The sequence below is a fragment of the Exiguobacterium sp. UBA6309 genome (assembly GCF_002439205.1).
Taxonomy (GTDB): Bacteria; Bacillota; Bacilli; order Exiguobacteriales; family Exiguobacteriaceae; genus Exiguobacterium_A.
This window is the reverse complement of record NZ_DJTL01000017.1, coordinates 73,645-100,574: the sequence shown is the minus strand read 5'-3', so window position 1 is coordinate 100,574 and position 26,930 is coordinate 73,645. Positions and strand designations below refer to the sequence as shown.

The following is a 26,930-nucleotide window of genomic DNA, read 5'->3' as shown; positions in this document are numbered from 1 at the left end:
ACCTCCTTTATTTCTATAGTGTACCAAATCATGCACTAGAAATCGTAGGTCGTCCGACGGAATCTATCTGTTTTTACACGTTTGCGGTAAAACGTTCGCTCCAAGCAACTGGGTCCTTCGACCAATCTGCCAATTGTTCCTGTTCTTCTACCGTGATATCCCCTTGTTGTTGTGCCGTTTCGAGTAACGCTTCGAACGTCAGTAATGCATCCGCGTCAATCTTCGCGTCTCGGAGATTGTTCTTCAAGCGTTCCATCCCGTAAGAGAAAATCGCTTGAATCCGAATGACGTTCGCTCCCTTTGCTTGGAGTGCTTCCGCTGCCTCGATCGCAGACATCCCCGTTGACAATAAGTCTTCGATGACGACGACGCGTTGGCCTGGTTGAATAACACCTTCGATTTGATTACCTTTCCCATGTTTCTTACTGCCACTACGCACGTAGACCATCGGTAACCCTAATCGTTCCGCGACGAATGCCGCGTGAGGAATACCTGCTGTCGCTGTTCCGGCAACGACTTCGATTCCTAAATCCTTCACTTTCTCAGCGAGGGCATCGGCAATCAAGGAGCGGACTTCTGGGTACGAAAGTGTCAAACGATTATCGCAATAGATCGGAGAACGGAGCCCACTCGCCCACGTATACGGATCGTTTGGAGATAACGTGACGGCTTTGATACGGAGTAATGCATTTGCAATTGGATTTACCATGATAATTGCCCCTTCCATTCTTCGAGTAACGCCTGATAGACCTGTTCTGGATGTTTGGCACGTGTAATCGGGCGACCAATTACTAAATCCGTCGCTCCATTTCGACGCGCATCAAGAACGGTCGCGACTCGCTTTTGATCATCTGCTTCACTGCTAGAAGGACGAATGCCTGGTGTGACAAAACGGAAGTCCGTTCGGCAAACTTCGATTAGTTCAGGAAGATCGAGCGCCGAACAGACGATACCATCTAGTCCGGCTGCTTCTGCCAGTTGCGCATACTCACGAACGACTGCCGGCATCGCTCCTTCAATCTTTAAGTCGCGTAACATCGCTTCATCCGTCGATGTCAACTGCGTCACGCCGATTAGTTGTGTCTCGGCATTCGTTTCACGAAGTCCTTCTCGCGCCGCGATCATCATCTCTTTCCCACCGGCAACATGGACGTTCGTCAATTCAACACCTAATTGCCCGATGATGCGCATCGTCCGGCGCGCCGTTTCTGGAATGTCATGGACTTTGACATCGAGGAATACAGCGTGCCCACGCTCGACGAGTTTTTGGACGAACGGTCCACCTGCAGCATAAAATAATTCCATCCCAACTTTTACGGCTGGTCGTGTCTCTTTGAACTGTTCGAGGAACGAAAACACTTCTGTTTCGGTCGGAAAATCAAGCGCGATGTAAAGTTGATTCATATGCTTTCCCCCTGATGTCTAAGATATGGTCGATGCCGAGTTCATCCATGCGACCCGGTAACTGCTGGATTAATTCTTGACAGATGTATGGATTGACGAAGTTTGCGGTACCGACGGCAACAGCGGAAGCCCCAGCGTATATCATTTCTAAGACGTCATCGACTTCCATCACGCCACCCATCCCGATAATAGGAATCGAGACTGCTTGTGCGACATCATGAATCATCCGAATCGCGACTGGCTTGATGGATGGACCGGATAATCCACCAATCCGGTTGGCAAGGATTGGCTGTCCCGTTCGGACATCGATTCGCATCCCAACGAGTGTGTTGATCATCGTCAGCCCGTCTGCACCTGCTGCTTCGACGGCACGTGCCATCTCGACGATTGAAGTGACATTCGGTGAAAGCTTAACGTAAACCGGTTTGGTCGAGACCTGTTTGACTCGACGCGTTAATTCAGCGGCAAGCAACGGATCCGTTCCGAACTGGATTCCACCTGATTTGACGTTCGGACAGGAGATATTTAATTCCAATGCATGAATGCCAGGGTGACGGCTCATTTTTTCTGCGACAAGCTCATACTCTTCTGGTGTCGATCCGGCGACATTCGCAATGATTGCTGTATCAAACGTCTCAAGGAACGGTAGTTTTTTCATTAAGATACCATCGACACCCGGATTTTGGAGACCGATTGCATTCAACATCCCCATTCCACTCTCCGCGACACGCGGCGTCGGATTTCCGTAACGTTCTTCGCCCGTCGCTGCTTTGATCATGATTGCCCCAAGCTCTGATAAATCATATAACTTTGCGTATTCCTCACCGAATCCAAAACATCCAGATGCCGGCATGATCGGGTTTTTCAAGGAAAGTCCCGGCAACTCGACACGTAATCGTTCTATCATAATACGACCTCCTCTGCCCGAAAGACTGGACCATCGGAACAAGTCTTGACGTACCCGCCTGTTGGTGTTTTACAGACGCAGGCAAAACAAGCACCGATGCCGCACCCCATTCGATTTTCGATGGAGAGATACTTATGCTCAATCGGTTGTTGCTGGAGTGACCGCAACATCGGCTCTGGTCCGCAAGCGAGTAACACATCATAGTTTTCCGGATGTAAGGCAACCGTAACGAACCCTTTCATTCCATGCGTTCCATCAACCGTCGAGACCGTCGTCTTACCAAGTGCTTGGAATTCCGCTTCGTAAAAGACACTCGTTGCCGTATCAAATCCTAGAATCGCTTCACACGTCACACCACGCGCGACAAGTTGGCGCATCGTCTCATACAGCGGCGGTACCCCAATCCCTCCACCAACGAGAACGACCCGTTGATCTCGGTTGATGGCGTCGATCGGAAAACCGTTTCCGAGTGGTCCGAGGGCATCGATTTTGTCGTCGGGACGCAAGGAAGCTAGTTCTGCTGTTCCTTGTCCGATTTCTTTAAAGAGAAACGTAATCAGATCACGATCGACCCGAGCAATCGAGATCGGTCGGCGTAAGAGTGGACCGACGCGTAGATGCATGAATCGCCCCGGCGCAATGTCCTGCGGTTGCTCGAGGCGACAGACGAGTTCTGTCGCGCCTTGAGCTACCGTTCGTCGAGAGACGACCGTCAAGAGTTGCTTCATTGGATCACCACTTTCTTTTCGTGTGTGAAGGCTTGAATCGCACTCGCTTCGAACGAGCGACTCTCGATGACGCGTAGAATCGCTTCCGCCGTATCGAGTGATGTTAGACAAACGACTTGATTCTCCGCTGCTGCCCGGCGAATGATGAAGCCGTCTTTCGTGACTTGTGAGTCGCGACTCATCGTATTGATGACATACTCGATCTCCCCTTTTTCAATCACGTCGAGCATCGATTCGGAAGACGAGTCGATTTTACCGACCGTCTGAACCGGTAACCCTTGCTCCGTCAAGTACGCTGCCGTTCCTTCCGTCGCAAGCAACGTGAATCCAAGTGAGGCAAAGCGTCGTGCGAGATCTGTCATTTCTGCTTTGTCCGGGTCTGCGACCGTCAAGAGAACACGACCGTGTTCTGGAATCGCCATCCCAGAAGCAAGCAATCCTTTGTAGAGTGCTTTTTCAAGTGTTCGGTCTGTTCCGATGACTTCTCCGGTCGATTTCATTTCCGGTCCGAGCGTCGGGTCGACTTCTTTAAGCTTCGCAAACGAGAAGACCGGTACTTTGACCGAGACGAGCGATTCTTCCGGTAGGACACCACTTGTTAACCCGTAAGAAGCGAGCGTTTCACCGAGAATGATGTCCGTCGCGAGCCGCGCGACCGGAAGTCCCGTCACTTTCGAGATGAATGGCACCGTCCGGCTGGCACGCGGATTGACTTCAAGAACATAGAGTGCGCCGTCCGCATAGACAAACTGGATGTTGAGCAATCCTTTGATGCCGAATGCTTTGGCGATTCGTGTCGTGTAGTCGACGATCCGGTCCTTGATGTCTTGGGAGACACGTTGTGGCGGATAAACTCCAATCGAGTCACCTGAGTGAACACCGGCACGTTCGATATGCTCCATGATGCCTGGAATGACGACATCTGTTCCATCACAGATCGCGTCGACTTCGAGTTCGATTCCTGTCAGGTAACGGTCGACGAGGACCGGTCGTTCCGGTGAGGCGATGACCGCGTGTTTCATGTAATGTTCCAGTTCTTCTTGTGCATAGACGATTTCCATTGCCCGACCGCCGAGAACATACGATGGACGAACGAGGACCGGGTAACCGAGTGACGCTGCTGCCGTGACCGCTTCTTCGACCGTGACGGCCGTTTTACCTGGTGGCTGTGGAATGTCGAGCGCCGTCAACGCTGCTTCGAACTGTTTTCGGTCCTCTGCCCGGTCTAAATCCTCAAGCGATGTCCCGAGGATTTTTACACCTTCTGCTGCTAATGACTCAGCTAAGTTGATTGCTGTCTGTCCACCGAACTGGACGATGACACCGAGCGGACGTTCATTTCGGATGACTTCGAGGACATCCTCCGTCGTTAATGGTTCAAAGTAGAGTCGATCGGAAATCGAGAAGTCGGTCGACACGGTTTCCGGATTGTTGTTGACGATAATTGCTTCATAGCCAGCTTGACGAATCGCTTGAATCGAATGGACTGTCGCATAGTCGAACTCGACTCCTTGACCAATCCGGATCGGACCCGATCCTAAGACGAGGATCGAAGAACGATTCGTCGCGATTGCCTCATTTTCGCGTTCGTATGTTCCATAGTAGTACGGTGTATCAGAAGCGAACTCTGCCGCACACGTATCGACCATTTTATACACTGGATGAATCGCTTGCGCTTCACGCATCCGGCGAATCTCTGTTTCCGTTTGTCCTGTGATCCGGGCGAGCATTGGGTCACTGAATCCATACCGCTTCACATGAAGTAGCAGTTCAGGTGTCAAACCGGTAGCGACCGATTGCTCAAGTTGCCAAATGTGCTGTAGCTTTTCGAGGAATAAGCGATCAATTGCCGTCCAAGCATGAATCTGTTCGACGCTATAGCCGCGGACAAAACCAGCGTATAAGGCGAAAAGTCGATCATCTGTCGCCTGGCGAATCGCTTGTTGCAAAGCATCATCTGCCATTTCGATGAAGCGTGGCATGTACAAATCCGCTGTACCGATTTCAAGCGAACGAACGGCTTTCAGTAATGCCTCTTCCATCGTCCGCCCCATTGCCATAACCTCACCGGTCGCCTTCATCTGTGTCCCGAGCGTCCGATCTGCCGTTTCGAATTTATCGAACGGCCAGCGCGGAATTTTGGCGACAACATAATCGAGTGCCGGTTCGAACGAAGCAAAGCTCGTCTCGGTGATCGGGTTCTTTAATTCAGATAAGGCATACCCGACGGCAATCTTTGCAGCAAGTTTTGCGATCGGATAACCGGTCGCTTTTGAAGCAAGTGCGGACGAGCGAGAAACACGTGGATTGACTTCGATGACATAGTAGTCAAAGCTCGTCGGATCCAGCGCGAACTGGATGTTACATCCACCTTCGATACCGAGTGCGCGAATGATATCGAGTGAGACGTTACGTAGCAGTTGATAGTCGCGATCCGATAACGTTTGCGTCGGAGCAAAGACGATCGAGTCTCCGGTATGAACACCAACCGGGTCGAAGTTTTCCATCGCACAGACGATGATGGCTTGGTTCGTTGCATCACGCATGACTTCAAATTCGACCTCTTTCATCCCAGCAATTGATTTTTCAAGGAGTACTTGTGTTGCCGGACTTGCCTTGAGTCCCCCTTCGACGATTCGCGTGAACTCTTCCGGTGTATGGGCGATTCCACCACCCGTTCCTCCGAGTGTATATGCTGGACGGATGATGATTGGTAGACCAATCTGTTGTCGGAATTGTTGTGCTTCTTCGAGCGAATGCACGATTTCACTATCCGGTACGCCATGTCCGCGTCTAAACATCAGTTGACGGAACAAATCACGATCTTCTGCCTCTTCGATTGCTGATAATTTCGTTCCGAGCAACTCGACATTGTATTCAGCTAGGACACCAAGACGATCTAGTTCAACAGCCAAGTTCAGACCCGTCTGACCGCCAAGTGTCGCAAGTAAGGCGTCTGGTCGTTCCTTCCGAATGATCCGCGAGACGAACTCTGCTTGAAGAGGCTCGATGTAGACGCGATCAGCAACTGTTGGATCTGTCATGATTGTCGCTGGATTCGAGTTGACGAGGATGACTTCATATCCTTCTTCCTTTAAGGCTTGACACGCTTGTGTTCCTGCGTAGTCGAATTCAGCGGCTTGTCCGATTACGATTGGACCGGACCCGATAACGAGAATCTTCTGGATATCTTGACGTTTAGGCATGAGAGACCTCCTGTTGTTTCGTGATTTCTTCTAAAAACTGTTGGAATAGACCGTTCGCATCCATTGGACCGGGTGATGCTTCCGGATGATACTGGACGGAGAAGACAGATGCTGACGTATGACGGATGCCTTCGACCGTTCCGTCATTGATCGCAAGATGCGTCACTTCAAGCACGGTATCGCGTAATGACTGTTCATCGACGGCATATCCATGGTTTTGCGACGTGATGTCGACGCGACCTGTCCGGATATCTTGGACGGGATGATTCGCACCCCGGTGACCGAATGGCAGTTTGAACGTATCCGCGCCATGTGCTAGTGCAATCAACTGGTGCCCAAGACAAATTCCGAAGATGACGACTTTCCCTGTCAATTCTTGAATCAGCGGAATCGCTGTCGGGACATCCTTTGGGTTCCCTGGTCCGTTCGACAGCATTACACCGTCTGGACGATAGCGTAAGACTTCCGTTGCGCTCACGTCGTATGGTACGACGACAACTTCACAGCCGCGTTTGACAAGTTCGCGGACGATTCCGAGCTTCGCTCCGAAGTCGACGAGAACGATTCGTGGTCCAGCTCCTGGGATGATATACGCCCGTTCCGTTGAAGCACGTTTGACTTGATCCGTCTCGATTGGTGCATCTTGCAGGTGGCTTAATTCCTCTTCTAGGTCGAACTCTCCATCAACGAGTCGGCCGCGCATGACGCCTTTCGAGCGGATATGTCGTGTTAACTGTCGCGTATCGATTCCACTTAATCCTGGAATATCAAGATCTCGAAGAGCTGCATCGAGCGACATCTCACTGCGGAAGTTCGACGGTGTTTGGCAATGTTCGCGGACAATCAATGCTTTAGCGAGTGGACGCGTCGTTTCATAGTCTTCTCGATTGACTCCGTAATTGCCGATCAACGGATTCGTCAGCACGATCATCTGATCACAGTAAGATGGATCCGATAGCATCTCTTGATAACCAGTCATTCCGGTTTGGAAGACGACCTCTCCTGTTGTTGTCGTGTCCGATCCAAACGCCGTTCCTTCAAACGTCATACCATCCTCTAACACCAGTGTCCGTTTACGCATGTGCTATGTCCTCCTTGAATACGATTTCTCCCTTGACGAGCGTCATGACCGGGAATCCTTTTAACCGTTCTCCTGCGAACGGTGTGTTCTTACCTTTTGAACGGAACCGTTCCGGTGAAACCGTCCGCTCCGTCTCTAAATCAAGCAGGACTAAGTCTGCTTCCGCCCCCACTTCGAGTTTGCCGTAAGGTAGTTCAAAAATCGCTGCTGCCTTGTCCGTCAAATTCCGAATCAGTGTCTCAAGTGTCATCTTGCCTTCAGCGACAAGCTTCGTATAGAGGAGCGGGAATGCTGTCTCGAATCCTGTGATGCCAAACGGGGCGCGTTCGATACCGAGTGCCTTCTCTTCTGCTGCATGAGGAGCGTGATCCGTTGCGATGCAATCAATCGTTCCGTCTGCTAATCCTTCGAGCAATGCTTGGCGATCTGCCTCACTCCGCAGTGGTGGATTCATTTTAAAGTTCGGATCCTGATTCGATATGTCTTCATCGATCAATACAAGATGGTGCGGTGTGACTTCTGCTGTCACTCGGATCCCTGCTCGTTTGGCGTCACGAATGACGCGAACGGATTCTTTCGTCGAGACATGACAGACGTGATAATGACAGCCGGTTTCTTCTGCAATCAGGACATCACGTGCGATGTGGATACTCTCAGCAAGCGATGGAATACCTTGCAAACCTTCCCGTCGACTGTAGTTTCCTTCGTGCACACATCCTGCTTTTAACGAATCATCTTCGCAGTGGGCAACAATCGTCTTCCCGAGCCGTGCTGCTTGTTGCATTGCCGTTCGCATGACAGCTGCCGTCTGGACCCCGACACCATCATCCGTGAATGCCACGGCATCCGTTAATTGATCGAACGCGACGAGTTCTTGTCCGAGTTGATTTTTTGAAATCGCCGCGTAAGGCAAAACCCGGACAGATGCCGTCTCTTCAATCTTTTGGAACAATGCATCAAGTGTTTGACGATCGTCCGGTACGGGACGCGTATTCGGCATCGGGCAAATCGTCGTAAATCCACCAGCTGCCGCAGCTGCCGTACCTGTCGCAATTGTCTCCTTATGTTCGCCGCCCGGTTCCCGCAGGTGGACATGGATGTCGACGAATCCTGGTGCAACGAATAATCCGGAAGCATCAATGACCGTTTCCCCAACTTGCGGTATTGCTGCTAAGTCCGTGATTTTTCCAGCTTCGATTCGAATATCCCCTGTTCGAACTTGTCCAGCCTCGTACCATCTCGCATTTTCAATTCGTGTTGTCATCTGCATCGTCTCCTTTGATTGTTTTCATCGAAAAGCACCATTCCAGAATCGCCATTCGCGCAAAGACACCATTTTTCATCTGTTCAAAAATCCGCGATTGCGGGTGTTCGACGAGTTCGTCGGCAATCTCGACTCCGCGATTGACCGGTGCCGGATGTAGGACGATCGCTGAAGGTTTCAGTCGATTCATCCGCTCATGCGTCAATCCATGTGTGACGTGATAGACATTTGGATCAAACCGTGTCGTTCCGTCATGCCGTTCGTGCTGGACTCGAAGCAACATCAAGATGTCACACTGTTCAACTGCTTCGTCCATTGAAAGATACGGTATTCCCATCGCTTCGTCATACCATTCGCGTGGCCCTGATCCATAGACGATGGCCCCAAGTCGTTTTAAGATATCGGCATTCGACCGAGCGACACGACTATGTTGTAAATCCCCACAGATGACGACTACTTTTCCTACAATCGTTCCAAACGTCTCGACCATCGTCATCAAATCAAGCAAGGACTGCGATGGATGCTGTCCGCTCCCGTCTCCTGCATTGATGATCGGAATATCGAGTGTCTGAATCAATTCTTCATAATAACCGGTGTCACCGTGACGAATGACCAATCCATCGGCGCCAATCGCTTCGAGTGTTTTGCACGTATCGTGTAACGTCTCCCCTTTTTGCACGGATGACGTCGCTGTTTCAAACGGCAGTAGATGCATGTTCAAGCGATGCTCTGCCATTTCAAAGGAAGAGCGTGTCCGCGTCGAGTTTTCAAAAAACAGATTGACGAGTGTCTTGTCGGAAAAGTCTGGTGCCGGTTCGCCTTGTTTAAAAGCGAGACTACGTTCAATCAACGAATTGATCTCCGTTATGGATAAGCTTTCTAAATTGACGAAATGTCGGGTTTGCAAGATCGTTTTCATGTATTTCACTCCTTCAGGTCATGAAAAAGGCGCACCTTCTAAGTGAAGGTGCGCCGAAAGAAGACAGAGGAGTCCCTGCATCTTTTCATGGCCTTCACTTTATCGTTCTCTCGGAACGTCTTAAAAGTTGTTCGCTACAGATTGAGTTGTAGAGTTTTCCGTTGTTTCAGCTGTTTCTTCGACCTGTTCCGTCGTTTTCGGAAGGATCAGATTCAGGATGATCCCAAGGATCGTCGCCAGTGCCATACCTTCGAGGGAGAAGTTCCCGATTTTCAAGGCGGCCCCTCCGATTCCCGTGACAAGAATGACAGCTGTGATCGTCAAGTTCCGTTTATCAGCAAGGTCGATCTTACTTTCCGTCAGTGTCCGGAGACCGTTTGACGCGATGACTCCGAATAAGAGAATACTGATGCCACCCATGACTGGTGTAGGAATCGTCTTGATGAATCCTTCGACATATCCGAGGAATCCGAAGCTGATCGCAAGAACCGCTGCCCCACCTAGAACGAAGACACTGTAGACCCGTGTGATCGACATGACGCCGTTGTTCTCACCGTACGTCGTAACCGGTGGTCCACCAAGCATCGAAGCGACTGTCTTCGCGATTCCGTCGCCAAGTACTGTCCGGTGCATCCCTGGATCAAGGAGCGTCTCGCGCCCGATGATCCGTGATGTCACTTTTTGTTCGCCGATGTGCTCCGTCAGTGTGACGAGCGTCACGGGAACGATCAGAAGCAAGGCAGCTGTATTCCATGATGGTGTGTAATTCAAGAACGGAATCGTGAAGTCCGGCACGTGGAAGAACGTTGCCTGTTGAAGTGGTTTGAAGTCAATGATTCCGACCGATGCCGCAACGAGATAACCGACCGTGATTCCGAACAGGATCGGAATCGTGCTCCACATTCCTTTTAAATACGTCATTGCGAGAAGTGTGACACCGAGCGTGACCATCGCGACGAGGAAGTAAAGTCCGTTGTACTTACCGTCCGCTCCGTTCATCGCCATGTTGACAGCGGTCGGGGCAAGCGATAACCCGATAACCATGATGACCGGACCGATGACAACAGGCGGGAGTAAGCGAAGCAACCAAGCAGCCCCCGTGTAACGGATGAGAAGTGAGACAAGTCCGTAGACGAGTCCAGCGACCATTCCGCCGATTAAGGCGTCCTCGACACCCCACCGTTCACTGACGGCGATGATCGGGGCGATGTAGGCAAAACTAGAACCAAGATATGTGGGTACTTTGAAGCGAGTGACGGCGAGGAAAATCAGTGTGCCGACTCCGCTTGCGACGAGCGCGACCGATGTGTTGAGTCCCGTTAAGAGCGGGACGAGCACGGTCGCACCAAACATCGCGAAGACGTGTTGTAGGCTGAGCATCAGCCAATTTAGAGGGTGAGTAGGTACTTCTTGTACATCAAGTACTGCGGCATGTTTTGCCATATGGATGACTCCCTTTCTGGTCTCTCTGGACCACCTTAAAGGTTTTGATTTTTAGCGTTTAATGAATACTTGATCGGCTTCGTCGACTTCAGCGAGCGCGACGACGACTTGCTCGTCACGTGACGTCGGAACGTTCTTGCCGATGAAATCTGGACGGATCGGTAACTCTCGATGCCCACGATCGACGAGGACAGCGAGTTGAATCATACTCGGTCTTCCGTGGTCGACGAGTGCGTCCATCGCGGCGCGAACGGTGCGTCCTGTGTAGAGGACGTCGTCAACGAGGACGACGATTTTTCCGGTGATGTCTTCCGGTAGATCAGATCCTTTTATTTCTGGCTCTAAACTTCGCTTTGACAAGTCATCTCGGTACATTGAGATGTCGACGACACCGAGTAAGACCGGCTTTCCTTCAATCTGTTCGATCCGCTTCGCAAGGCGGCGCGCGAGTGTCTCGCCACGCGTCTTGATTCCGACGATCATTAAATCAGCAATACCTTTGTTACGTTCGATGATTTCATGGGCGATCCGTGTCAGTGCGCGTCCAATCGCGGCTTCATCTAAGATGACGGCTGGTTTCATGGTTTCTCCTTTCATACAAAAGACCTTCTGCGGAAATCCGCAGAAGGTCATCGAAGACAGAATCATGGCATACGTCTTGTATGCATGCCTACGCACGTTTGTGGTAGGTTCTCCCTTTCGCAGCCTCTCCGGACTCGATTAAAGGTGATACTAGTTTGGTAGGATCGTCGCTCGGACGACCGAAGTGTCAGTAGAGGATGTCTCGCATCGCTCTCTAGGTGATACTCTACCGTTTTATTAGAAAAACGTCAAGACTCTAATTCAAGTTTTTTCAGCTGACCGATTTCAAATGTCATCTCTTCTGGGAGTGGTGCTTCAAAACGCATCCATTCGCCTGTACGTGGATGTTCGAAGCCGAGAACCGCAGCATGCAAGGCTTGACCATTCATTTTCATCGTCTTACGTGGACCATATTTCGGGTCACCGGCAAGCGGGAAACCGATATAACGCATGTGGACACGGATTTGGTGTGTCCGCCCTGTTTCGAGTTTACATTCAACGACTGTAAAACCTTCGTACCGATCGAGAACACGGAAATGGGTTACGGCAGATTTTGAATTCTTATCCGTTACCGTCATCCGTTGACGATCGTTCTTATCGCGTCCGATCGGTGCTTCGATCGTTCCGAGCTCGTGAGGAATTTCACCGTGTACGAGCGCAATGTAGAGACGTTCCGTCGTTTTTTCTTTCAACTGATGCGCGAGTGATTCATGCGCTAAGTCGTTCTTAGCAACCATCAACAGACCAGACGTGTCCTTATCGATTCGGTGAACGATTCCTGGACGTTTGACACCATTAATGCCCGAGAGATCTTGACAATGATGTAATAAGGCATTGACGAGGGTTCCTGAGACATGACCTGCCGCTGGGTGGACGACCATACCTTTTGGTTTGTTGACGACAATGACATCTGAGTCCTCGTAGACGACCTCAAGCGGGATATCTTCTGGTAAAATCTCAAGTTCTACCGTTTCCGGGATATGAACGGTAATCGATTCTGTTCCCGATAATTTATAGTTTGGTTTAACGACACGACCATCGACTTCGACGCGTCCCGCTTTTAACCATTCCTGTACTTGCGAACGCGACCATTCATTTTGTTCTGCGAGCCACTTATCAATGCGCCCTGTCGCTCCATCCGCTTGTACGGACCATGTTTCTACTTCATTCATTTATCCATCGTTCCTTTCTTAGTCAACCGTTCTTCGAACATGACGCTAATCAGCATCGTGATGACACCAAACGTCAAACAGACGTCTGCGACATTAAAGATCGGGAAATTATAGCCGAACGGGAAGAAGTGGAAGAAATCAACGACTTCTCCTCGAACCATTCGATCAATGAAATTTCCGATCGCACCACTAAGTAGTAGCGAGATACTCCAAGCAAATACCTTATTTTTCGTGCCTTCCTTGTAGAGGAAGTAAATCAATCCAATGACGACGATAATCGTGACGAAGAAGAAGAAACCGAATTTACCTTCGAGCATTCCCCATGCGGCGCCACGGTTCCGATACGAGTTGAGATAAAAGAAATCCGGAATGACTGTGATCGCTTGACCGATCGTCATATTTTGAACGACGATCCATTTCGTCAACTGGTCGATTCCAACGAGTAAAGCAGCAATCCCTAAGTAAAGCCACATCCTATTGTCCTCCGCATCCAAAAATAATGAGGGACGTCCTGCGAAGTCGCAGTCGCCCCTCCCTTTGTATCATTATAAAGAATTGACGACTTCAGTACAACGTGGGCAAAGCGTCGGATGAGCCGGATCTTGTCCGAGTTCTGTCGAATATGTCCAACAACGTTCACATTTTTCACCGTCAGCTTTTTGAACTGTAATACCGGTCGTCTCATACATCTTATCCGTTGTATCCACGAATTCGAGTTGTGAGACTTGGAGCAACTGCTCAAGATGATCAATCGTTTTAAGCAATGCTTTCGTTTCTTCCTTCGGTGCAAGCAAGAGTTTTGCTTCGAGTGTCTTACCGACGAGTTTCTCGACGCGTGCTTCCTCGAGTGCTTTTAAGACATCATCACGGAATGTCAGGAACGCGTTCCATTTCTCGATGAGAGCAAGTCCTTCTTCTGAGACTTCGACCGTTTCTGGAAGGTCCGTCAAGAAGATACTCTTCGTCTCAACAGCTGGTACGAATTCCCATGCTTCGTCTGCCGTGTGTGGCAAGACAGGTGCCATCAATTGTAACAAGGCGACGACTGTATCATACATGACCGTCTGAACCGCACGACGCGATGTCGCGTCTGCTTTTTCGATATACAGGATATCTTTCGTGTAATCGAGGTAGAACGACGACAAATCAAGGACACAGAAGTTGTGGAGCAATTGATAGACCGACATGAAGTCGTACGCATCATAAGCCGCTTTTACTTTTCCAACAAGTTGGTCCAGTTTCGTACGCATGAAACGGTCTGACTCTGGTAAGTCTTCAAATGCGACTCGGTGCGTCGCAGGATCGAATTGATCCAAGTTTCCGAGAAGGAAACGAACCGTGTTCCGGATTTTACGATATGATTCTGAGACTTGTTTGAAGTTATCCATCGATGCCCGAACATCAGCTTGATAATCGACAGATGCCACCCACAAACGAAGAATCTCTGCTCCGAATTGTTGCATGACTTGGATTGGTGCAATCGTGTTCCCAATCGATTTCGACATCTTGCGACCTTGACCATCCAGAACGAATCCGTGACTGACGACCGCTTTGTATGGTGCTTTCCCAGTCGTTGCGACGGCTGTCGATAGCGACGAGTTAAACCAACCGCGGTATTGGTCAGAACCTTCAAGATAGAGATCCGCTGGACGCGTCAATTCAGGACGTGTCGCAAGGACACCGGCATGTGATGAACCAGAATCGAACCAGACATCCATGATGTCCGTTTCTTTTTTGAAGATACCGTTCGGACTTGCTGGATGTGTGAATCCTTCAGGAAGCAAGTCGACTGCTTCGCGCTCATACCAGACATTTGATCCGTGAGTTGCAAATAGATTCGCAATATGATCAATCGTTTCTGGCGTGACGATTTCCGTTCCATCTTCAGCGTAGAAGATTGGAAGTGGAACGCCCCAAGCACGTTGACGGGAGATGACCCAGTCACCGCGGTCTTTGAACATGTTGTGGAGACGTGTTTCACCCCACTCTGGTACCCACTGGACGCCTTTGATCTCATCAAGGATTTCTGCACGGAAGTCTTTGATTGAAGCGAACCACTGTGGCGTTGCCCGGAAGATGACCGGTTTTTTTGTCCGCCAGTCGTGTGGATACGAGTGTTTGATGAATGACAGTTTTAAGAGAGCGCCTGCTTCTTCGAGTGCGAGACCGATTTCTTTGTTCGCATCTTCATAGAACATGCCTTCGAATCCAGGAGCTTCTGCCGTCATGACACCTTTATCATCAACTGGGCAGAGAACGTCAAGCCCGTATGCTTGACCAATACGGAAGTCATCCTCCCCGTGTCCTGGAGCTGTATGAACGACACCCGTCGCTTCAGCTGTAACGTGGTCGCCAAGCATGACGAGTGACTCACGGTCATAAAGCGGATGTTTCGCTTTCACGTACTCGAAATCCGCACCGTTGAAGACACGTCCAATTGTTGCGCCTTCCCATCCGAGCGCTTCGATGACTTCTGGAACAAGTGTTTCCGCTACGATATATCCTTTTCCTTGATACTCGATCCGTGCATACGTCAATTCCGCACTGACAGAGATTCCAAGGTTCGCTGGGATCGTCCAAGGAGTGGTCGTCCAGATGACGAAATGATCCGTCGGCTCAAGGATGTTTTTTCCATCCATGACTTGGAATGCGACATAGATCGCAGCTGACCGTTTGTCTTGATATTCGATTTCTGCTTCAGCTAATGCTGATTCAGAAGACGGTGACCAATAGACCGGCTTTTTCCCTTTATAGATATAGCCTTTGTTCGCCATGTCCCCGAACAAACGAATTTGAGCTGCTTCAAATTCTGGTTGAAGCGTGATATATGGATTGTCATAGTCACCGAGAACACCGAGACGTTTGAATTGATCACGTTGGTGATCGACTTGTTCGAGCGCATATTTCGCACATAACTCACGGAATTCCGCGACCGTCATCGATTTGCGGTCAACACCTGCTTTTTGAAGTGCTGTCTCGATAGGCAAGCCATGTGTGTCCCAACCTGGTACGTAAGGGGACTGGAAGCCATTCATCGATTTGTAACGGACGATGATGTCTTTTAAAACTTTGTTTAATCCGTGCCCCATGTGGATGTCACCGTTCGCATAAGGAGGACCATCGTGAAGGATGAACGTCGGCTTTCCAGCATTCTTTTCTTGGACCGCAGCATAGAGATTCATCTCTTCCCATCGTGCTTGCATATCCGGCTCACGTTTTGGCAAGTTGCCTCGCATTAAAAACTCCGTTTTCATCATCAATAAGGTTTCTTTGTAATCCATCTGACCATCTCTCACCTTTCGCTTTAAAAGTACAAAAAAAACCAAGCTCATCCCTGAGATAGGGACGAGCTTGGCTGAACTCGCGGTACCACCCTACTAATCCTGCTGCTCGTATGTTCGACGACGCAGGACCGCTTAAGAACTCGTTAACGGGAGTGAACCGGCATGACTTACTGTTCGGCGAACGTTCAGTCATACACTCTAAGGGGATATCCCATCTCTTTCGTTGCTCGGGCTTCCACCATTTCCCGATTCGCTGTCAACTGTCCAAGATGCGACGTGTCCTTATCATTGATTTTATTTATACGACATCGTCGTCATTATACGCAACTGCTGGAACATCGTCAAGCGCTCCACGTGAAGAGAAATCAAATGCATCCCAGTCGTGGCTCGTCAATAATTCCATTTGAGCATCGATCAACACTTTGAAGCGATTGCGATAGAGTTCGATTTTCTTACGCATCTGTTCCACTTCGAAGTCCGTCCGTTGTGCCCGGCGTTGTGCCGCATCTTGCAATTGCTCTGCTTCGCGTTCTGCCTGTTTCAAGATCAAGCTTGCTTCTTTTGAAGCATTCGCTTTCACTTCTTCTGCCGCTTCCTGTGCGACAATAATCGATTTATTCAATGTTTCTTCCATCGAACTAAAGTAATCGACACGCGCTTGCATGTTTTGGATGACTTCCTGTTGTTGACGGTTCTCACGTAACAACAACTCAAAATCCTTGATGACCTGATCTAGGAATTCGTTCACTTCATCCTCGTCGTAGCCGCGAAACTTTCGTGTGAACTCCTTATTATGAATATCGAGTGGCGTTAATGGCATGATGAATTCCTCCTCCGCATTTTTATCCTTTTAAAATACCGTATTGTAGTTTGATTCGATCCCGTTTCGTTGATCCGAGAATCGCAATCAGTTTGACGCGTCCCGTTCCACGTAAGGAAAGCAGATCCCCTTCTTCAAGCATGAAACTCACGTCATCGACTACCTTATAATTCACTTTACTTTCACCCTGTTTAATGAGCGTCTGTGCCTTTTGACGGGAGAAGCCGAGAATTTCACTGACGACCGTATCGAACCGAAGTGAGCTGACGAACCCGAGCGTCTCTTCCCACTCTTGTTCCTTCACTTTCAAGCGATCTTCTGCGTCTACGCGCGAAAGACGAATCTTCGTCTTACCTGCGCGTTCGACGTTTGCTTCGATATATGTCGCAACTTCGTCCGCGACAGCAAATTGCACTTGATCCTGGATGATGACGTCGCCGAACTTGGCACGTTTCAATCCGACGTTCAATAATGTACCGGTGACTTGACGATGAGATAGTTCAACGAATTTAGTAGGATAATGAATGCGATAAATGGAAATGTCAAAGTCATCCGCGTTGTATTCATAATAGTCTGGTGCGAGGATTGCTCGTTTACGTTCGGCGCCTTCGAAACCGCCCTCAAAAAAGAGGGCGCATTTCGAACCGACGAGTTCTTGTGTGATTTGCTGTTCACGAGGGTCTAGAAAATCCGTTAATTTAAACGTATACGTCGCTTCCACGTGATCAATCCAGTTCAAGACCGAATCGACGAATTCCCGCTCGCTTCCACGATAATGATCATATACACTCATACGAAGAAGATAGCTCGGATACCGGATTGTGCCAAGTTCAAGACGAGAAAGGCAACAATCGGCGAGATATCTAGCATGCCTCCGATAGGCGGGATAATACGACGGAAGGGTGCTAGGAATGGCTCGACCAACATCGCGAGCACTTGTCCGAATTTCGAATCACGGGCATTCGGGAACCAAGATAGCAGAATGTACACAATCATGACATAACTATAATATTGTAATAACGTACTTAATGTACGACCAATCGCGTACATCACTTGTGAATCCATACTTACCACCCCTTATGATTAATATCATCTTCTCCTAGAAGATTCGAGATGCTACCAGCCAACTCGACATTGTTTGGAACACAGAGGAGGGTATTCTGACTGATCGTCGTGATCGTTCCATCGAGAGCGAAAACGACACCAGATAAGAAGTTGATCATCTGTCGTGATTGATCTTTTGACATACGTTGCATATTGACGATGACAGCACGGTTCTGACGAAGATGTTCCCCAATCTCTTGGGCTTCGTTAAAGACACGTGGTTCACTCAAGATGACCTGCGATTTCGTTTTTTTCGTCGCATGTAGCGGCACGATATTCGATTGTCTCACGCTGTCCTCCTTTTGAGTAACACTTGGGGTAGATTCCTCGTAATACTCTTCGTACTCTTGTTGTGAAGCACCTCTACCTTTATTTATTGTAGCATCATTTTCATATTCGAGTTCATCTAAATCATCGCTGTTGCCGAGAAATAGATTTTGCATTTTTGATTTGAAACCCATATCCATTCTCCCTTCTTCTCGTTTAGGTGTGAACGAGCGTCGTCCCGACTCGGACGAACGTCGCCCCTTCTTCGATGGCAATCTCAAAATCCGATGACATCCCCATGGATAACTCTGTACATGGAGCATACGACAATTTTTTTGCCTTGACCTCTTCTTGCAATGTTTTTAATGACCGGAATACCTCACGTACACGCGTCGTGTCTTCCGTCAACGGTGCCATCGTCATCAGTCCGATGACACGAATCGCGGGATACTGACCGATTTCGTGTAAGAACGACGGTACATCCTCCGGTGCAATACCTTGCTTCGATTCTTCTCCCGAGATATTGACTTGAATGAAACAATCAATGATTCGGTCCGTTCGTTTATTGATCTCTTCTGCCAAATGAAGACGATCGAGCGAATGCAGTACATCAATGGAATCAATGATTTGGCGAACTTTACGCGTTTGTAACGTGCCGATAAAGTGCCACGTACAGGCTGTACGTCCAAGTTCTGCTTGTTTTTCGAGCAGTCCATCCGGACGATTTTCTCCAAGATGCGTTACACCGGCCTCTAATAATTCAGAAGCAACTTGACTTGAGACTGATTTCGTCACGCCAATCAACTGTACCTGCTTTTTGGATGAACTCTTTTCACTTGCTTGTTCCATTCGTTTTGTAACCTCTTGTACATTTTCAAGAATTGACATCCAATGACTCCTTTACGATCAAACTTGCGAACCGACCGCCGTGGTCGCCGTGGCGATAAGAGAAGTAATCTTCCGCCTGACAATGTGTACATAGACCTGAGTCAAGGACATCACCCACTCCACAACGCTCAGCAAGCGCAGCATTTGTTTTTTGTAGCGATAACATCGCTTTTCCATCTTCCTTGCGTATGTAAGGAGACTCATCGAGTTCAAGTGCGTCGATCGCATCTATGACGGGTTGATCGACTTCGTAACAACAATCACGAATCGATGGACCAATGACCATCTGAATCGATGAGCGACTCGCACCTGCACGCTCCATTTGTTTGACTGTCTCTTCAACGATATTGCCAACAGTCCCCCGCCATCCAGCGTGCGTATTCGCGATGATTCCTGTCGTCGGATCACAGAAGACAAGCGGAACACAATCAGCGAAGAGCATCATCAATAAGACATTCGAATCGGTCGTCACCAATCCATCTGTACCCGGAATCGCTGTTTCGTAATCCAGAGAGCCGCGTCCGGAGTCAAGTGTCGTCACCTGTTCAACGTGATTCCCATGGATTTGCTGCGCCCAAATTGAGTTCTCAAGAGATAGATCAAGCTGTCGAGCAATGACTTGTCGGTTCTGAATGACGCCGTCACGATCATCGTTGACATGTAATCCTAAGTTACCGTTTCCATGTGGTGCTGCAAACTTCGTCGTAAAGGCGGCACGTACGGTACCTGTTGGTGTATCCCATTTGATCCATTGTCCAAACATGTTGATGCCTCCTTCGATTTTAAAAAAAGAGGCGCCGCTTTCGCGACACCTCTTGGTTTAGCAGTCGTGTCACTGGAACATCGTTCAACGATTATTCCGGCGAAGGAAAGATGGGATGTCCATCGTTTCTTCGACATCTGGCGCTTTAGCTGGTTCAGGATTTGAGCTGACAGGCGTCTCTTCGACTTGTGGTTTAGACTCCTCTGTTGGTGGTGGAGTCGCTTGTTTTTTCTTCAATAGGTTTTTCATCATCTCTTGTGCGGATGGAATTTCGAAGTCGAGTGGTTCGTTTTCGAATTCCGTCGCGATGACTGTAACGATGATTTCATCTTCTAGGTTATCATTGATGACCGAACCGAAGATCAAGTTAACTTCCTCATCTGCTGCACTTTGAACGATCTGTGCGGCTTCCGTTACTTCATACAAGCTGAGGTTCGCACTACCCGTGATGTTCATTAGAACACCTTTCGCGCCTTCGATTGATGTTTCAAGCAATGGACTTGAAATCGCTTTTTTAGCGGCTTCCGTCGCGCGATGTTCACCTGTTGCGACACCTACACCCATCAAAGCAGAACCTTTTTCAGTCATGATCGTCTTCACATCGGCGAAGTCGAGGTTGATTAGACCAGGAACGGCAATCAAGTCCGTGATACCCTGTACACCTTGACGTAAGACGTTATCCGCTTCTTTGAACGCTTCAAGCATCGGTGTGTTCCGATCGACGATTTCAAGCAACTTATCATTCGGGATGACGATCAACGTATCGACTTTTTCTTTGAAGTTCTGGACACCAGAAACAGCATGTTGCATCCGTTTACGTCCTTCGAACATGAATGGCTTTGTCACGACACCGACTGTCAATGCGCCGATTTCTTTTGAAATTTCAGCGATGACTGGAGCAGCTCCTGTTCCAGTTCCGCCACCCATACCGGCTGTGACGAAGACCATGTCAGCTCCTGAAAGGATTTCTGTTAATTGTTCACGGCTCTCTTCAGCCGCTTTTTTACCGATTTCCGGATTTGCACCCGCACCGAGACCACGTGTCAATTTTGCGCCGAGTTGTAATTTCACGTCAGCTTGTGACATGTTCAATGCCTGAGCGTCTGTGTTTACAGCGATGAACTCTACGCCTTGGACACCGTGTTCAATCATTCGGTTGACGGCGTTCGAACCGCCACCGCCTACACCGATGACCTTGATTTTTGCTACTTGGTCCATCATTTCATCAAAATGCAACATAAAAAGGGCCCCCTAATATTTTTTACTCATTGGATTTTTTGTAGGCATTAACCAAAGAATTTCTCAAAGAAACTACTGAATGACTTTTTCTCTTTTGGAGGCTGTTCACGCGTTGGTCGTTCTTCACGAGCAGGTGATGCCTGTTCGTTCATGAGCAGTGCATCCTGCTCACGTCCGGATGCTACGACTTCTTTCTCTTCTGCCCGGTCGAAACCTGATTTCGATACGGCGCTTCTTGAGAGTACATAACGTAACATACCAGCTGCAACGGCATACTTCGGATGACGAATACCAAGACTAGCAGGCTGATAGACATTGACGCTCTGCTTGAAAATCCGTTTTCCGACCTGATCGATGCCAGGTAGTGAAGAACTTCCACCACATAAGATCAAGCCGCTATTCATGTGAGCGTATCCCGCTTGCGTCATTCGTTTTTGAATCATCTCGAAGATTTCCTCAAGTCGCGCTTCTAAAACGAATCCGATCTCTGATTGTGGTTCGAAACGATGTTCCCCGTTGATCGTGACGTATGAGACTTTCTCCTCCGGATCACCGAGTGCTTCGAGTGCAACGCCGTATTCTTCTTTAGCGAGTTTCGCATCTTGGTATTTGCAGTTCATCTTGTACGTCAAATCACGTGTCAGATGATCTCCACCGTAAGGCAACGTCGTCGAGTAGACGAGATCGTTCTTTTCATAGATGGAAAGCGTCGTCGTCTCATGTCCGATATCGATGATCCCAACACCGAGTTCTAGTTCATCAATCGATGCTGCGATTCTAGATACCGCTAAACTCTCCAGCACATATCCAGCAAGCTCTAAACCAGCCCGTTCAATGGAACGTTTAATGCTATGTAGGATCGTCTTCGCTCCGATGATGAGCTTCCCTGTTACTTCGAGACGATAACCAATCATTCCTCTTGGATCAGTGATTTCTGTTTGCTGATCAACCGTAAACGTCTTCGGCAAGACATCAACTACACTGAGTTCATTTGGAATTCGCATGACCATCGCAGAATGCAAGACATCTTTCACATCATCATCCGTGATTTCATTGTCCTCACCTTTGATTGACGTCATCCCCTGGCAATCCTTGACTTGAATGTGCTCGCCCGAAATAGCGACATATACTTCACCAATTGGTTCACCAAGTGTACGTTCCACTTCTGTGACCGCTTGTTTAATGGCATGTACCGTTTGATCGATGTCAACGATGACACCTCGTTTAACACCCGCGGATGGTGCAGAACCTTCAGCAAGAACGTTCAGCGTTCCACCAAGTAGTTCACCGACGATGAGCTTCACCTCCGATGTCCCAATGTCGAGTGCGGCAATCGTACCTTTCGTTTCCATGGGAGTGACACCTCCACTTTCATAATACTAATCCCTTTTATTCCTAATTATATTCTAGGAATAGATCAGGCTTCTTCTCGTTTAAGTCTACACTATATAAATACTTACGAAAAGAAGTTATTGCCCGTCTTAGCGTCCTAATAGATTACGATTTGATGACGAATCAAACAAAGGTCGACGAATGAAAACACATGTTTGTTTTTTTGTTCGTCAGCTCTTTACGAATCTTCTATTTTTTCCCTTTATATGGTTTGAAATAGATACCACCATCAATTGTAATTGTTCCTGTCTTTCCTTTTGGTAAGGCAGAAATGACCTTTACATATTCATTCAATGAATTGGAAAAGGCAGAAGTACTGAGCAAAACCGTATTCCCATCCGTCATGAATAACTTCAGACCACCTTTGTCAGTCTTATCATTAGCGACGATCTCGGATATCCGGCTCCGTACTTTCGGCTCGATTTTAACAAGCTCCTTCGTCAATCGATTTAGAGATTGATCGGTGAAGCCAGTCAGGATCGGAGCGTCAAACAATTCTTCCTTCGACTTACCGGGAATGATCGTTCCATCCGCAAGGACGATCCGGTCTCCCGGTTTATCTTTCGCATAGGCAATCTCTTTCTCTTCCGTCACCGTCACGCGATATTGGTGCAAAAATTGCTTTTGCATCGTTGCTTCTTGAATACCTGGGACCTTCTCAATCCGTTCAAGAACGTCTTCCTCTGACACATTAAAGGCATGTGTCTCTTTCACCTTGATCCCGGATGCTTGCAAAATATCCTCTGATTTCACATTGACGTTACCATCAACATCAAATCGAGCGACCCGGGAATAGCTTGACTGCAGATAAAAGACGACACCGACCAATAGACCAATCAAAATCAGGACATAAATGAGTCTTCGGTTAGCTTTTTTGCGACGTTGTTCACGGATATAAGGTATCTTATCCTCGAGACTGCGGACGTTCTTGTCCTCTTGCGGTCGTTCGACCGCTCTCCGTTCCCTCACGTCTCATTCCTCCTCTATACGTAACAGTTCATTTCCCTATCGGTCTTTTCCTGCAATAGTTTAGTATTTTTGTCCTGTTAGTCGTAACAATTCATCAACTAAGTCTCGTGATGCATTCGGCATACCGAGCGCAAGTGCTGCTTCAGACATCTTTTGTTGTTGCGCCAATGCTTTTTCACATGCATCAAATAACCGTTCACCTGTCAGTTCTTGTTCACGAATCAATAGACTCGCACCTGTCTCGACGAGCGATGATGCATTGACTTCTTGATGGTTTTCTGTCACGTAAGGACTTGGAATGAGGACACTCGGTAATCCAAGCGTCGTCAGTTCTGCTAATGTACTTGCTCCCGAACGCGAAATGACAAGTTGACTTGCTTTTAGGATGTTCGGTAAATCATATACGAATGGACGCAGTTGAATGCGTTCAGGTACTGAGCCAACGCGTGAAACAATCGTATCGTAATGAATCTGACCCGTAACGAAGAGGAGCGACCATCCGGCTTGTTCAACTTTCGGCATCATGTCGACGACTGCTTCATTGATGGCAGGCGCACCACGACTACCACCATAGATGACGACGAGTGGACGCCCTTCCTCGAAACCGAAACGTTGACGCTCTTCCGTTGGGTTGATTTGTAACTCCGCTACTTCAGAAGCGCGTGGGTTTCCGATCAGAACCGTCTTTGTTTCGTTTTTACCGAAGTGATGACCGGATCCTTTGAAGGATAATGCGACACGGTCCACATAACGCGCTAAAAATTTATTGGTGATACCGGGAAGACTGTTTTGTTCATGAACGAGTGTCTTAAAACCCATTTTTGCTGCCGTGTACAGAACAGGTCCACAGACGAACCCACCTGTACCGACGACAATATCCGGTTGGAACTGGCGCAGTAGTCGGCGAACCCGTCGGACACTCTTGACGAACCGGATACCCGTCTTGACGTTCTCGAACGACAGCGAACGACGGATGCCAGAGATCTCAATCGATTCAAATGGAATTCCTGCCCGACGGACGATATCCGCTTCGAGACCGTTTTCTGTTCCGATATAGAGGACCTCACACGGCATGCGTTCTTCGAGCTCTCGGATCATGGCAAGTGCCGGATAGATGTGACCACCTGTACCGCCACCAGAGACGACGATTTTCATACTGTTGTTCCCCCTACTTCATGTACGGCACGAACGAAATGATCGCCGCGCTCTTCATATGTCTTATACTGATCCCAACTTGCGGATGCTGGTGATAAAAGAATGATGTCTCCAGGTTGTGATACTTCAAACGCTACTTTCACGGCTTCATCCATCGTCTTGACGACCGTTGATGAATAGCCGTTTTCAGATGCAAGCGTTCCGAAGCGATGTCCGGTTTCTCCCAGTCCGATGACATGTTTGACGTGCTTCATCGCATCGAGTAGCGGTGTCAAATCCGCTCCACGCTCGAGCCCACCACATAACCAGATGATGTTTGTCGTGAATCCAGATAGGGCTGCTTCTGTCGCGACGTTATTCGTCGCTTTCGAATCGTTATAAACTTTTCGACCAGCAATTTCACCGACGAACTGTGTCCGGTGCTCTACTCCTCCGAATGTCCGTAGCACATGCTGGACATTCGCTAATGGTAAGTCGAATGGTTCGACGAGCGCTAAGGCCGCGAGGACGTTCTCAACATTGTGACCACCACCGAGAGCAAGTTCTTTGACGGGTAGAATACTCGATCCATTGATCGTCAACACATCATTCACTATTTCTGCATAAGCAGATTGACGACGTGAGAACAGGAGCGGCGTCACATTTGCTGTCTTACCGAGCTCGTTGACCGATGCATCATCAGCGTTCAAGATAAGCCGATCCGAAGATGTCATGTTTTTGAAAATCCGAGCTTTTGCTTCTCCGTATGATTCAAAATCACCATGATAATCGAGATGTGCCGGTGATAGATTTAAAAAGGCTGCTGTGTATGGTCGGAACTGATCGATCCCCATCAATTGAAAACTCGATAATTCAATGACGATGATGTCTTCTCGTTTCGCCTGACGTGCGATTTCAATTGCCGGGAATCCAATGTTTCCTGCCAAATGCACACGTCGAGACCCTGTTTTCAACAATTCATGAACGAGTGTCGTCGTCGTCGTTTTCCCGTTTGATCCTGTGATAGCAATCCACGTCGCATCTGTTGCGTGATACGCCAGTTCCACCTCTGTCCAAACGGGAATGTTGCGTCGTAATGCTTCTTGTAACAATTCGATCTGATACGGAATCCCTGGATTCTTGACGATCAAATCGATGTCATCGAGTAGTGTAAGCGGATGCCCACCATAAACCGTTTGGACATCGAGTGATGCAAGCACTGCTTGATCACTCTCGGATGGTGTTTTCCCGTCATTCACTGTCACTTCTGCACCTACGCTCGCTAAATAACGAGCGGCTGCGATTCCACTTTTCGCCGTTCCGAGAACGAGCACCTTTTGATCATTCCATTGTCGTTGTTCCATTGTTGAATCGCTCACTTTCTCTCTTCGTTTTTATCACATAAATACGTAGGCGATGAATGCCATCAAACAGCTGATTCCTGCGAATGTACCGACAATCCGCCATTCGCTCCAACCAACCATTTCAAAATGGTGATGAATCGGACTCATTTTAAAGATACGTTTCCCTGTCGTCTTAAATGAGATGACTTGTAGAATGACAGATAGTGTCTCTACAACGAAGACAATGCCGATCAAGACAAGGAGAAGTTCTAGTTTTAGGACAATCGATAGACCTGCTAGTGCGGCACCGAGTGCAAGGGACCCTGTATCGCCCATGAAGATTTTTGCTGGATGAGCATTGTATAAAAGGAATCCAATTAGGGCACCAACTGCTGAGAAGGCAAAACAAGCAGCACCCACTTCATCCGCGATGAACCAACTGTACAAACCGAAGAAGAGGAATGTCGGAATCGCCGTAAACGATACGAGACCGTCTAACCCGTCTGTCAAGTTGACAGCATTCGAGAATCCGACTAACCAGAACAAGGCAACGAACGGATAGATGATACCAAAATCAAGTTTGAAGTCTGTGAATGGAATCGACAGATACGTCGCGTCACTCGTAAATCCACCACTCAACCAAACGAATAACAATCCGACGACGATTTGCCCAATCAGTTTTTGCTTCGAATTCAAACCGAGATTACGCTTCTTGACGACTTTGATGTAGTCATCGATGAAACCAATCGCTCCATATGCAAGTGTTAAAAAGAGTAACGATAACTGTGTCGTTGATAAATCACCCATGACGATCGCACCAAGAACACTGACGATCATCGCAACGAGAATGACGATCCCGCCCATCGTTGGCGTTCCCGATTTGACTTGATGCCATTGAGGTCCTTCTTCCCGAATTTCCTGACCGAACTTCAATCGGTGTAGAAACGGAATTGCCTTTGGCATAACAAGTAGTACAACAAGAAATGCAAGAATAAGACTGATGAATAATGTGATCATAGCA

Annotated in this window: 25 protein-coding genes and 1 other annotated feature; all 25 genes read right to left on the bottom strand. The window is 48.5% G+C overall.

The window, feature by feature from the left end; translation table 11 throughout:
• Nucleotides 1-73: 73 nt before the first annotated feature.
• The 25 genes from pyrE to mraY all read right to left on the bottom strand — a co-directional run bounded on the left by pyrE (nucleotide 74) and on the right by mraY (nucleotide 26,926).
• Entirely contained in the window at nucleotides 74-715 is a 642-nt protein-coding gene (pyrE, locus tag B3M90_RS04805) for an orotate phosphoribosyltransferase (protein WP_396136354.1), read from the bottom strand.
• Complete coding sequence (pyrF, locus tag B3M90_RS04800; protein ID WP_214854596.1) at nucleotides 703-1,404, bottom strand: orotidine-5'-phosphate decarboxylase; 702 nt, start codon at nucleotides 1,402-1,404, stop codon at nucleotides 703-705. The genes pyrE and pyrF overlap by 13 nt, the downstream gene beginning before the upstream one ends.
• Complete coding sequence (locus tag B3M90_RS04795) at nucleotides 1,379-2,308, bottom strand: dihydroorotate dehydrogenase (protein WP_290759506.1); 930 nt, start codon at nucleotides 2,306-2,308, stop codon at nucleotides 1,379-1,381. Before B3M90_RS04795 ends, pyrF begins: the two co-directional genes overlap by 26 nt.
• Complete coding sequence (locus tag B3M90_RS04790; protein ID WP_290759332.1) at nucleotides 2,308-3,039, bottom strand: NAD-dependent dihydroorotate dehydrogenase B electron transfer subunit; 732 nt, start codon at nucleotides 3,037-3,039, stop codon at nucleotides 2,308-2,310. Before B3M90_RS04790 ends, B3M90_RS04795 begins: the two co-directional genes overlap by 1 nt.
• On the bottom strand, nucleotides 3,036-6,245 hold the full coding sequence (carB, locus tag B3M90_RS04785) for a carbamoyl-phosphate synthase large subunit (RefSeq protein ID WP_035406847.1): 3,210 nt from the start codon (nucleotides 6,243-6,245) through the stop codon (nucleotides 3,036-3,038). Before carB ends, B3M90_RS04790 begins: the two co-directional genes overlap by 4 nt.
• The gene (locus tag B3M90_RS04780) at nucleotides 6,238-7,326 is read right to left on the bottom strand and encodes a carbamoyl phosphate synthase small subunit (RefSeq protein ID WP_290782806.1); all 1,089 of its coding nucleotides are present in this window, start codon (nucleotides 7,324-7,326) and stop codon (nucleotides 6,238-6,240) included. The genes carB and B3M90_RS04780 overlap by 8 nt, the downstream gene beginning before the upstream one ends.
• A complete protein-coding gene (locus tag B3M90_RS04775; protein WP_056062328.1) occupies nucleotides 7,319-8,590 on the bottom strand; it encodes a dihydroorotase in 1,272 nt (423 codons plus the stop codon). The genes B3M90_RS04780 and B3M90_RS04775 overlap by 8 nt, the downstream gene beginning before the upstream one ends.
• On the bottom strand, nucleotides 8,574-9,509 hold the full coding sequence (locus tag B3M90_RS04770) for an aspartate carbamoyltransferase catalytic subunit (protein WP_290782804.1): 936 nt from the start codon (nucleotides 9,507-9,509) through the stop codon (nucleotides 8,574-8,576). Before B3M90_RS04770 ends, B3M90_RS04775 begins: the two co-directional genes overlap by 17 nt.
• Nucleotides 9,510-9,629: 120 nt before the next feature.
• The gene (locus B3M90_RS04765) at nucleotides 9,630-10,952 is read right to left on the bottom strand and encodes a uracil-xanthine permease family protein (protein ID WP_056062331.1); all 1,323 of its coding nucleotides are present in this window, start codon (nucleotides 10,950-10,952) and stop codon (nucleotides 9,630-9,632) included.
• A 51-nt stretch (nucleotides 10,953-11,003) separates the two neighbouring features.
• Nucleotides 11,004-11,534, bottom strand: coding sequence for a bifunctional pyr operon transcriptional regulator/uracil phosphoribosyltransferase PyrR (gene pyrR, locus B3M90_RS04760; RefSeq protein ID WP_035409506.1), 531 nt, complete (start codon nucleotides 11,532-11,534; stop codon nucleotides 11,004-11,006).
• A gap of 248 nt (nucleotides 11,535-11,782) precedes the next feature.
• Nucleotides 11,783-12,706 carry an RluA family pseudouridine synthase gene (locus B3M90_RS04755; protein WP_214854600.1) on the bottom strand — a complete coding sequence of 308 codons (924 nt, stop codon included), beginning with the start codon at nucleotides 12,704-12,706 and terminating at the stop codon, nucleotides 11,783-11,785.
• Nucleotides 12,703-13,179, bottom strand: coding sequence for a signal peptidase II (gene lspA, locus B3M90_RS04750; RefSeq protein ID WP_056062334.1), 477 nt, complete (start codon nucleotides 13,177-13,179; stop codon nucleotides 12,703-12,705). Before lspA ends, B3M90_RS04755 begins: the two co-directional genes overlap by 4 nt.
• Before the next feature lie 72 nt (nucleotides 13,180-13,251).
• Complete coding sequence (ileS, locus tag B3M90_RS04745; protein ID WP_290782801.1) at nucleotides 13,252-15,987, bottom strand: isoleucine--tRNA ligase; 2,736 nt, start codon at nucleotides 15,985-15,987, stop codon at nucleotides 13,252-13,254.
• Between the two features lie 57 nt (nucleotides 15,988-16,044).
• Nucleotides 16,045-16,288 (bottom strand) — a binding site (T-box leader).
• Nucleotides 16,289-16,810 carry a DivIVA domain-containing protein gene (locus B3M90_RS04740; RefSeq protein WP_023468794.1) on the bottom strand — a complete coding sequence of 174 codons (522 nt, stop codon included), beginning with the start codon at nucleotides 16,808-16,810 and terminating at the stop codon, nucleotides 16,289-16,291.
• 22 nt (nucleotides 16,811-16,832) lie between these two features.
• On the bottom strand, nucleotides 16,833-17,603 hold the full coding sequence (locus B3M90_RS04735) for an RNA-binding protein (RefSeq protein WP_035406822.1): 771 nt from the start codon (nucleotides 17,601-17,603) through the stop codon (nucleotides 16,833-16,835).
• Nucleotides 17,600-17,875, bottom strand: coding sequence for a YggT family protein (locus tag B3M90_RS04730; RefSeq protein ID WP_035406819.1), 276 nt, complete (start codon nucleotides 17,873-17,875; stop codon nucleotides 17,600-17,602). Before B3M90_RS04730 ends, B3M90_RS04735 begins: the two co-directional genes overlap by 4 nt.
• A gap of 2 nt (nucleotides 17,876-17,877) precedes the next feature.
• Nucleotides 17,878-18,357: a cell division protein SepF gene (locus B3M90_RS04725; protein ID WP_230088523.1), complete on the bottom strand. Its 480-nt coding sequence runs from the start codon at nucleotides 18,355-18,357 to the stop codon at nucleotides 17,878-17,880.
• A 40-nt stretch (nucleotides 18,358-18,397) separates the two neighbouring features.
• Nucleotides 18,398-19,069, bottom strand: a complete 672-nt coding sequence (locus tag B3M90_RS04720; protein ID WP_290782796.1) for a YggS family pyridoxal phosphate-dependent enzyme — start codon at nucleotides 19,067-19,069, stop codon at nucleotides 18,398-18,400.
• Nucleotides 19,056-19,832 carry a peptidoglycan editing factor PgeF gene (gene pgeF, locus B3M90_RS04715; protein ID WP_290782794.1) on the bottom strand — a complete coding sequence of 259 codons (777 nt, stop codon included), beginning with the start codon at nucleotides 19,830-19,832 and terminating at the stop codon, nucleotides 19,056-19,058. The genes B3M90_RS04720 and pgeF overlap by 14 nt, the downstream gene beginning before the upstream one ends.
• Before the next feature lie 84 nt (nucleotides 19,833-19,916).
• On the bottom strand, nucleotides 19,917-21,071 hold the full coding sequence (ftsZ, locus tag B3M90_RS04710; protein ID WP_029342137.1) for a cell division protein FtsZ: 1,155 nt from the start codon (nucleotides 21,069-21,071) through the stop codon (nucleotides 19,917-19,919).
• Between the two features lie 47 nt (nucleotides 21,072-21,118).
• Nucleotides 21,119-22,423, bottom strand: a complete 1,305-nt coding sequence (gene ftsA / locus B3M90_RS04705) for a cell division protein FtsA (protein WP_290782792.1) — start codon at nucleotides 22,421-22,423, stop codon at nucleotides 21,119-21,121.
• Between the two features lie 229 nt (nucleotides 22,424-22,652).
• On the bottom strand, nucleotides 22,653-23,432 hold the full coding sequence (locus tag B3M90_RS04700) for a cell division protein FtsQ/DivIB (protein ID WP_035406806.1): 780 nt from the start codon (nucleotides 23,430-23,432) through the stop codon (nucleotides 22,653-22,655).
• A gap of 60 nt (nucleotides 23,433-23,492) precedes the next feature.
• Nucleotides 23,493-24,587, bottom strand: a complete 1,095-nt coding sequence (gene murG / locus B3M90_RS04695) for an undecaprenyldiphospho-muramoylpentapeptide beta-N-acetylglucosaminyltransferase (protein WP_290782790.1) — start codon at nucleotides 24,585-24,587, stop codon at nucleotides 23,493-23,495.
• The gene (murD, locus tag B3M90_RS04690; RefSeq protein ID WP_290782788.1) at nucleotides 24,584-25,930 is read right to left on the bottom strand and encodes a UDP-N-acetylmuramoyl-L-alanine--D-glutamate ligase; all 1,347 of its coding nucleotides are present in this window, start codon (nucleotides 25,928-25,930) and stop codon (nucleotides 24,584-24,586) included. The genes murG and murD overlap by 4 nt, the downstream gene beginning before the upstream one ends.
• Nucleotides 25,931-25,963: 33 nt before the next feature.
• The gene (gene mraY / locus B3M90_RS04685; protein ID WP_290782786.1) at nucleotides 25,964-26,926 is read right to left on the bottom strand and encodes a phospho-N-acetylmuramoyl-pentapeptide-transferase; all 963 of its coding nucleotides are present in this window, start codon (nucleotides 26,924-26,926) and stop codon (nucleotides 25,964-25,966) included.
• Nucleotides 26,927-26,930: the final 4 nt, after the last annotated feature.

Bases quoted from the DNA above. Each gene is read 5' to 3' on its own strand.
- B3M90_RS04720 (WP_290782796.1), bottom strand. From the start codon at position 19,069: ATGTCAATTCTTGAAAATGTACAAGAGGTTACAAAACGAATGGAACAA.
- B3M90_RS04730 (WP_035406819.1), bottom strand. From the start codon at position 17,875: ATGGATTCACAAGTGATGTACGCGATTGGTCGTACATTAAGTACGTTA.
- B3M90_RS04770 (WP_290782804.1), bottom strand. From the start codon at position 9,509: ATGAAAACGATCTTGCAAACCCGACATTTCGTCAATTTAGAAAGCTTA.
- B3M90_RS04790 (WP_290759332.1), bottom strand. From the start codon at position 3,039: ATGAAGCAACTCTTGACGGTCGTCTCTCGACGAACGGTAGCTCAAGGC.
- mraY (WP_290782786.1), bottom strand. From the start codon at position 26,926: ATGATCACATTATTCATCAGTCTTATTCTTGCATTTCTTGTTGTACTA.
- ftsZ (WP_029342137.1), bottom strand. From the start codon at position 21,071: ATGTTGCATTTTGATGAAATGATGGACCAAGTAGCAAAAATCAAGGTC.
- pyrR (WP_035409506.1), bottom strand. From the start codon at position 11,534: ATGAAACCAGCCGTCATCTTAGATGAAGCCGCGATTGGACGCGCACTG.
- carB (WP_035406847.1), bottom strand. From the start codon at position 6,245: ATGCCTAAACGTCAAGATATCCAGAAGATTCTCGTTATCGGGTCCGGT.
- pgeF (WP_290782794.1), bottom strand. From the start codon at position 19,832: ATGTTTGGACAATGGATCAAATGGGATACACCAACAGGTACCGTACGT.
- B3M90_RS04725 (WP_230088523.1), bottom strand. From the start codon at position 18,357: ATGCAAAATCTATTTCTCGGCAACAGCGATGATTTAGATGAACTCGAA.
- B3M90_RS04775 (WP_056062328.1), bottom strand. From the start codon at position 8,590: ATGACAACACGAATTGAAAATGCGAGATGGTACGAGGCTGGACAAGTT.
- pyrF (WP_214854596.1), bottom strand. From the start codon at position 1,404: ATGAATCAACTTTACATCGCGCTTGATTTTCCGACCGAAACAGAAGTG.
- murG (WP_290782790.1), bottom strand. From the start codon at position 24,587: ATGAAAATCGTCGTCTCTGGTGGCGGTACAGGTGGTCACATCTATCCG.
- B3M90_RS04755 (WP_214854600.1), bottom strand. From the start codon at position 12,706: ATGAATGAAGTAGAAACATGGTCCGTACAAGCGGATGGAGCGACAGGG.
- ileS (WP_290782801.1), bottom strand. From the start codon at position 15,987: ATGGATTACAAAGAAACCTTATTGATGATGAAAACGGAGTTTTTAATG.
- B3M90_RS04765 (WP_056062331.1), bottom strand. From the start codon at position 10,952: ATGGCAAAACATGCCGCAGTACTTGATGTACAAGAAGTACCTACTCAC.
- B3M90_RS04780 (WP_290782806.1), bottom strand. From the start codon at position 7,326: ATGCGTAAACGGACACTGGTGTTAGAGGATGGTATGACGTTTGAAGGA.
- B3M90_RS04735 (WP_035406822.1), bottom strand. From the start codon at position 17,603: ATGAGTGTATATGATCATTATCGTGGAAGCGAGCGGGAATTCGTCGAT.
- murD (WP_290782788.1), bottom strand. From the start codon at position 25,930: ATGGAACAACGACAATGGAATGATCAAAAGGTGCTCGTTCTCGGAACG.
- lspA (WP_056062334.1), bottom strand. From the start codon at position 13,179: ATGTGGCTTTACTTAGGGATTGCTGCTTTACTCGTTGGAATCGACCAG.
- ftsA (WP_290782792.1), bottom strand. From the start codon at position 22,423: ATGGAAACGAAAGGTACGATTGCCGCACTCGACATTGGGACATCGGAG.
- B3M90_RS04740 (WP_023468794.1), bottom strand. From the start codon at position 16,810: ATGCCATTAACGCCACTCGATATTCATAATAAGGAGTTCACACGAAAG.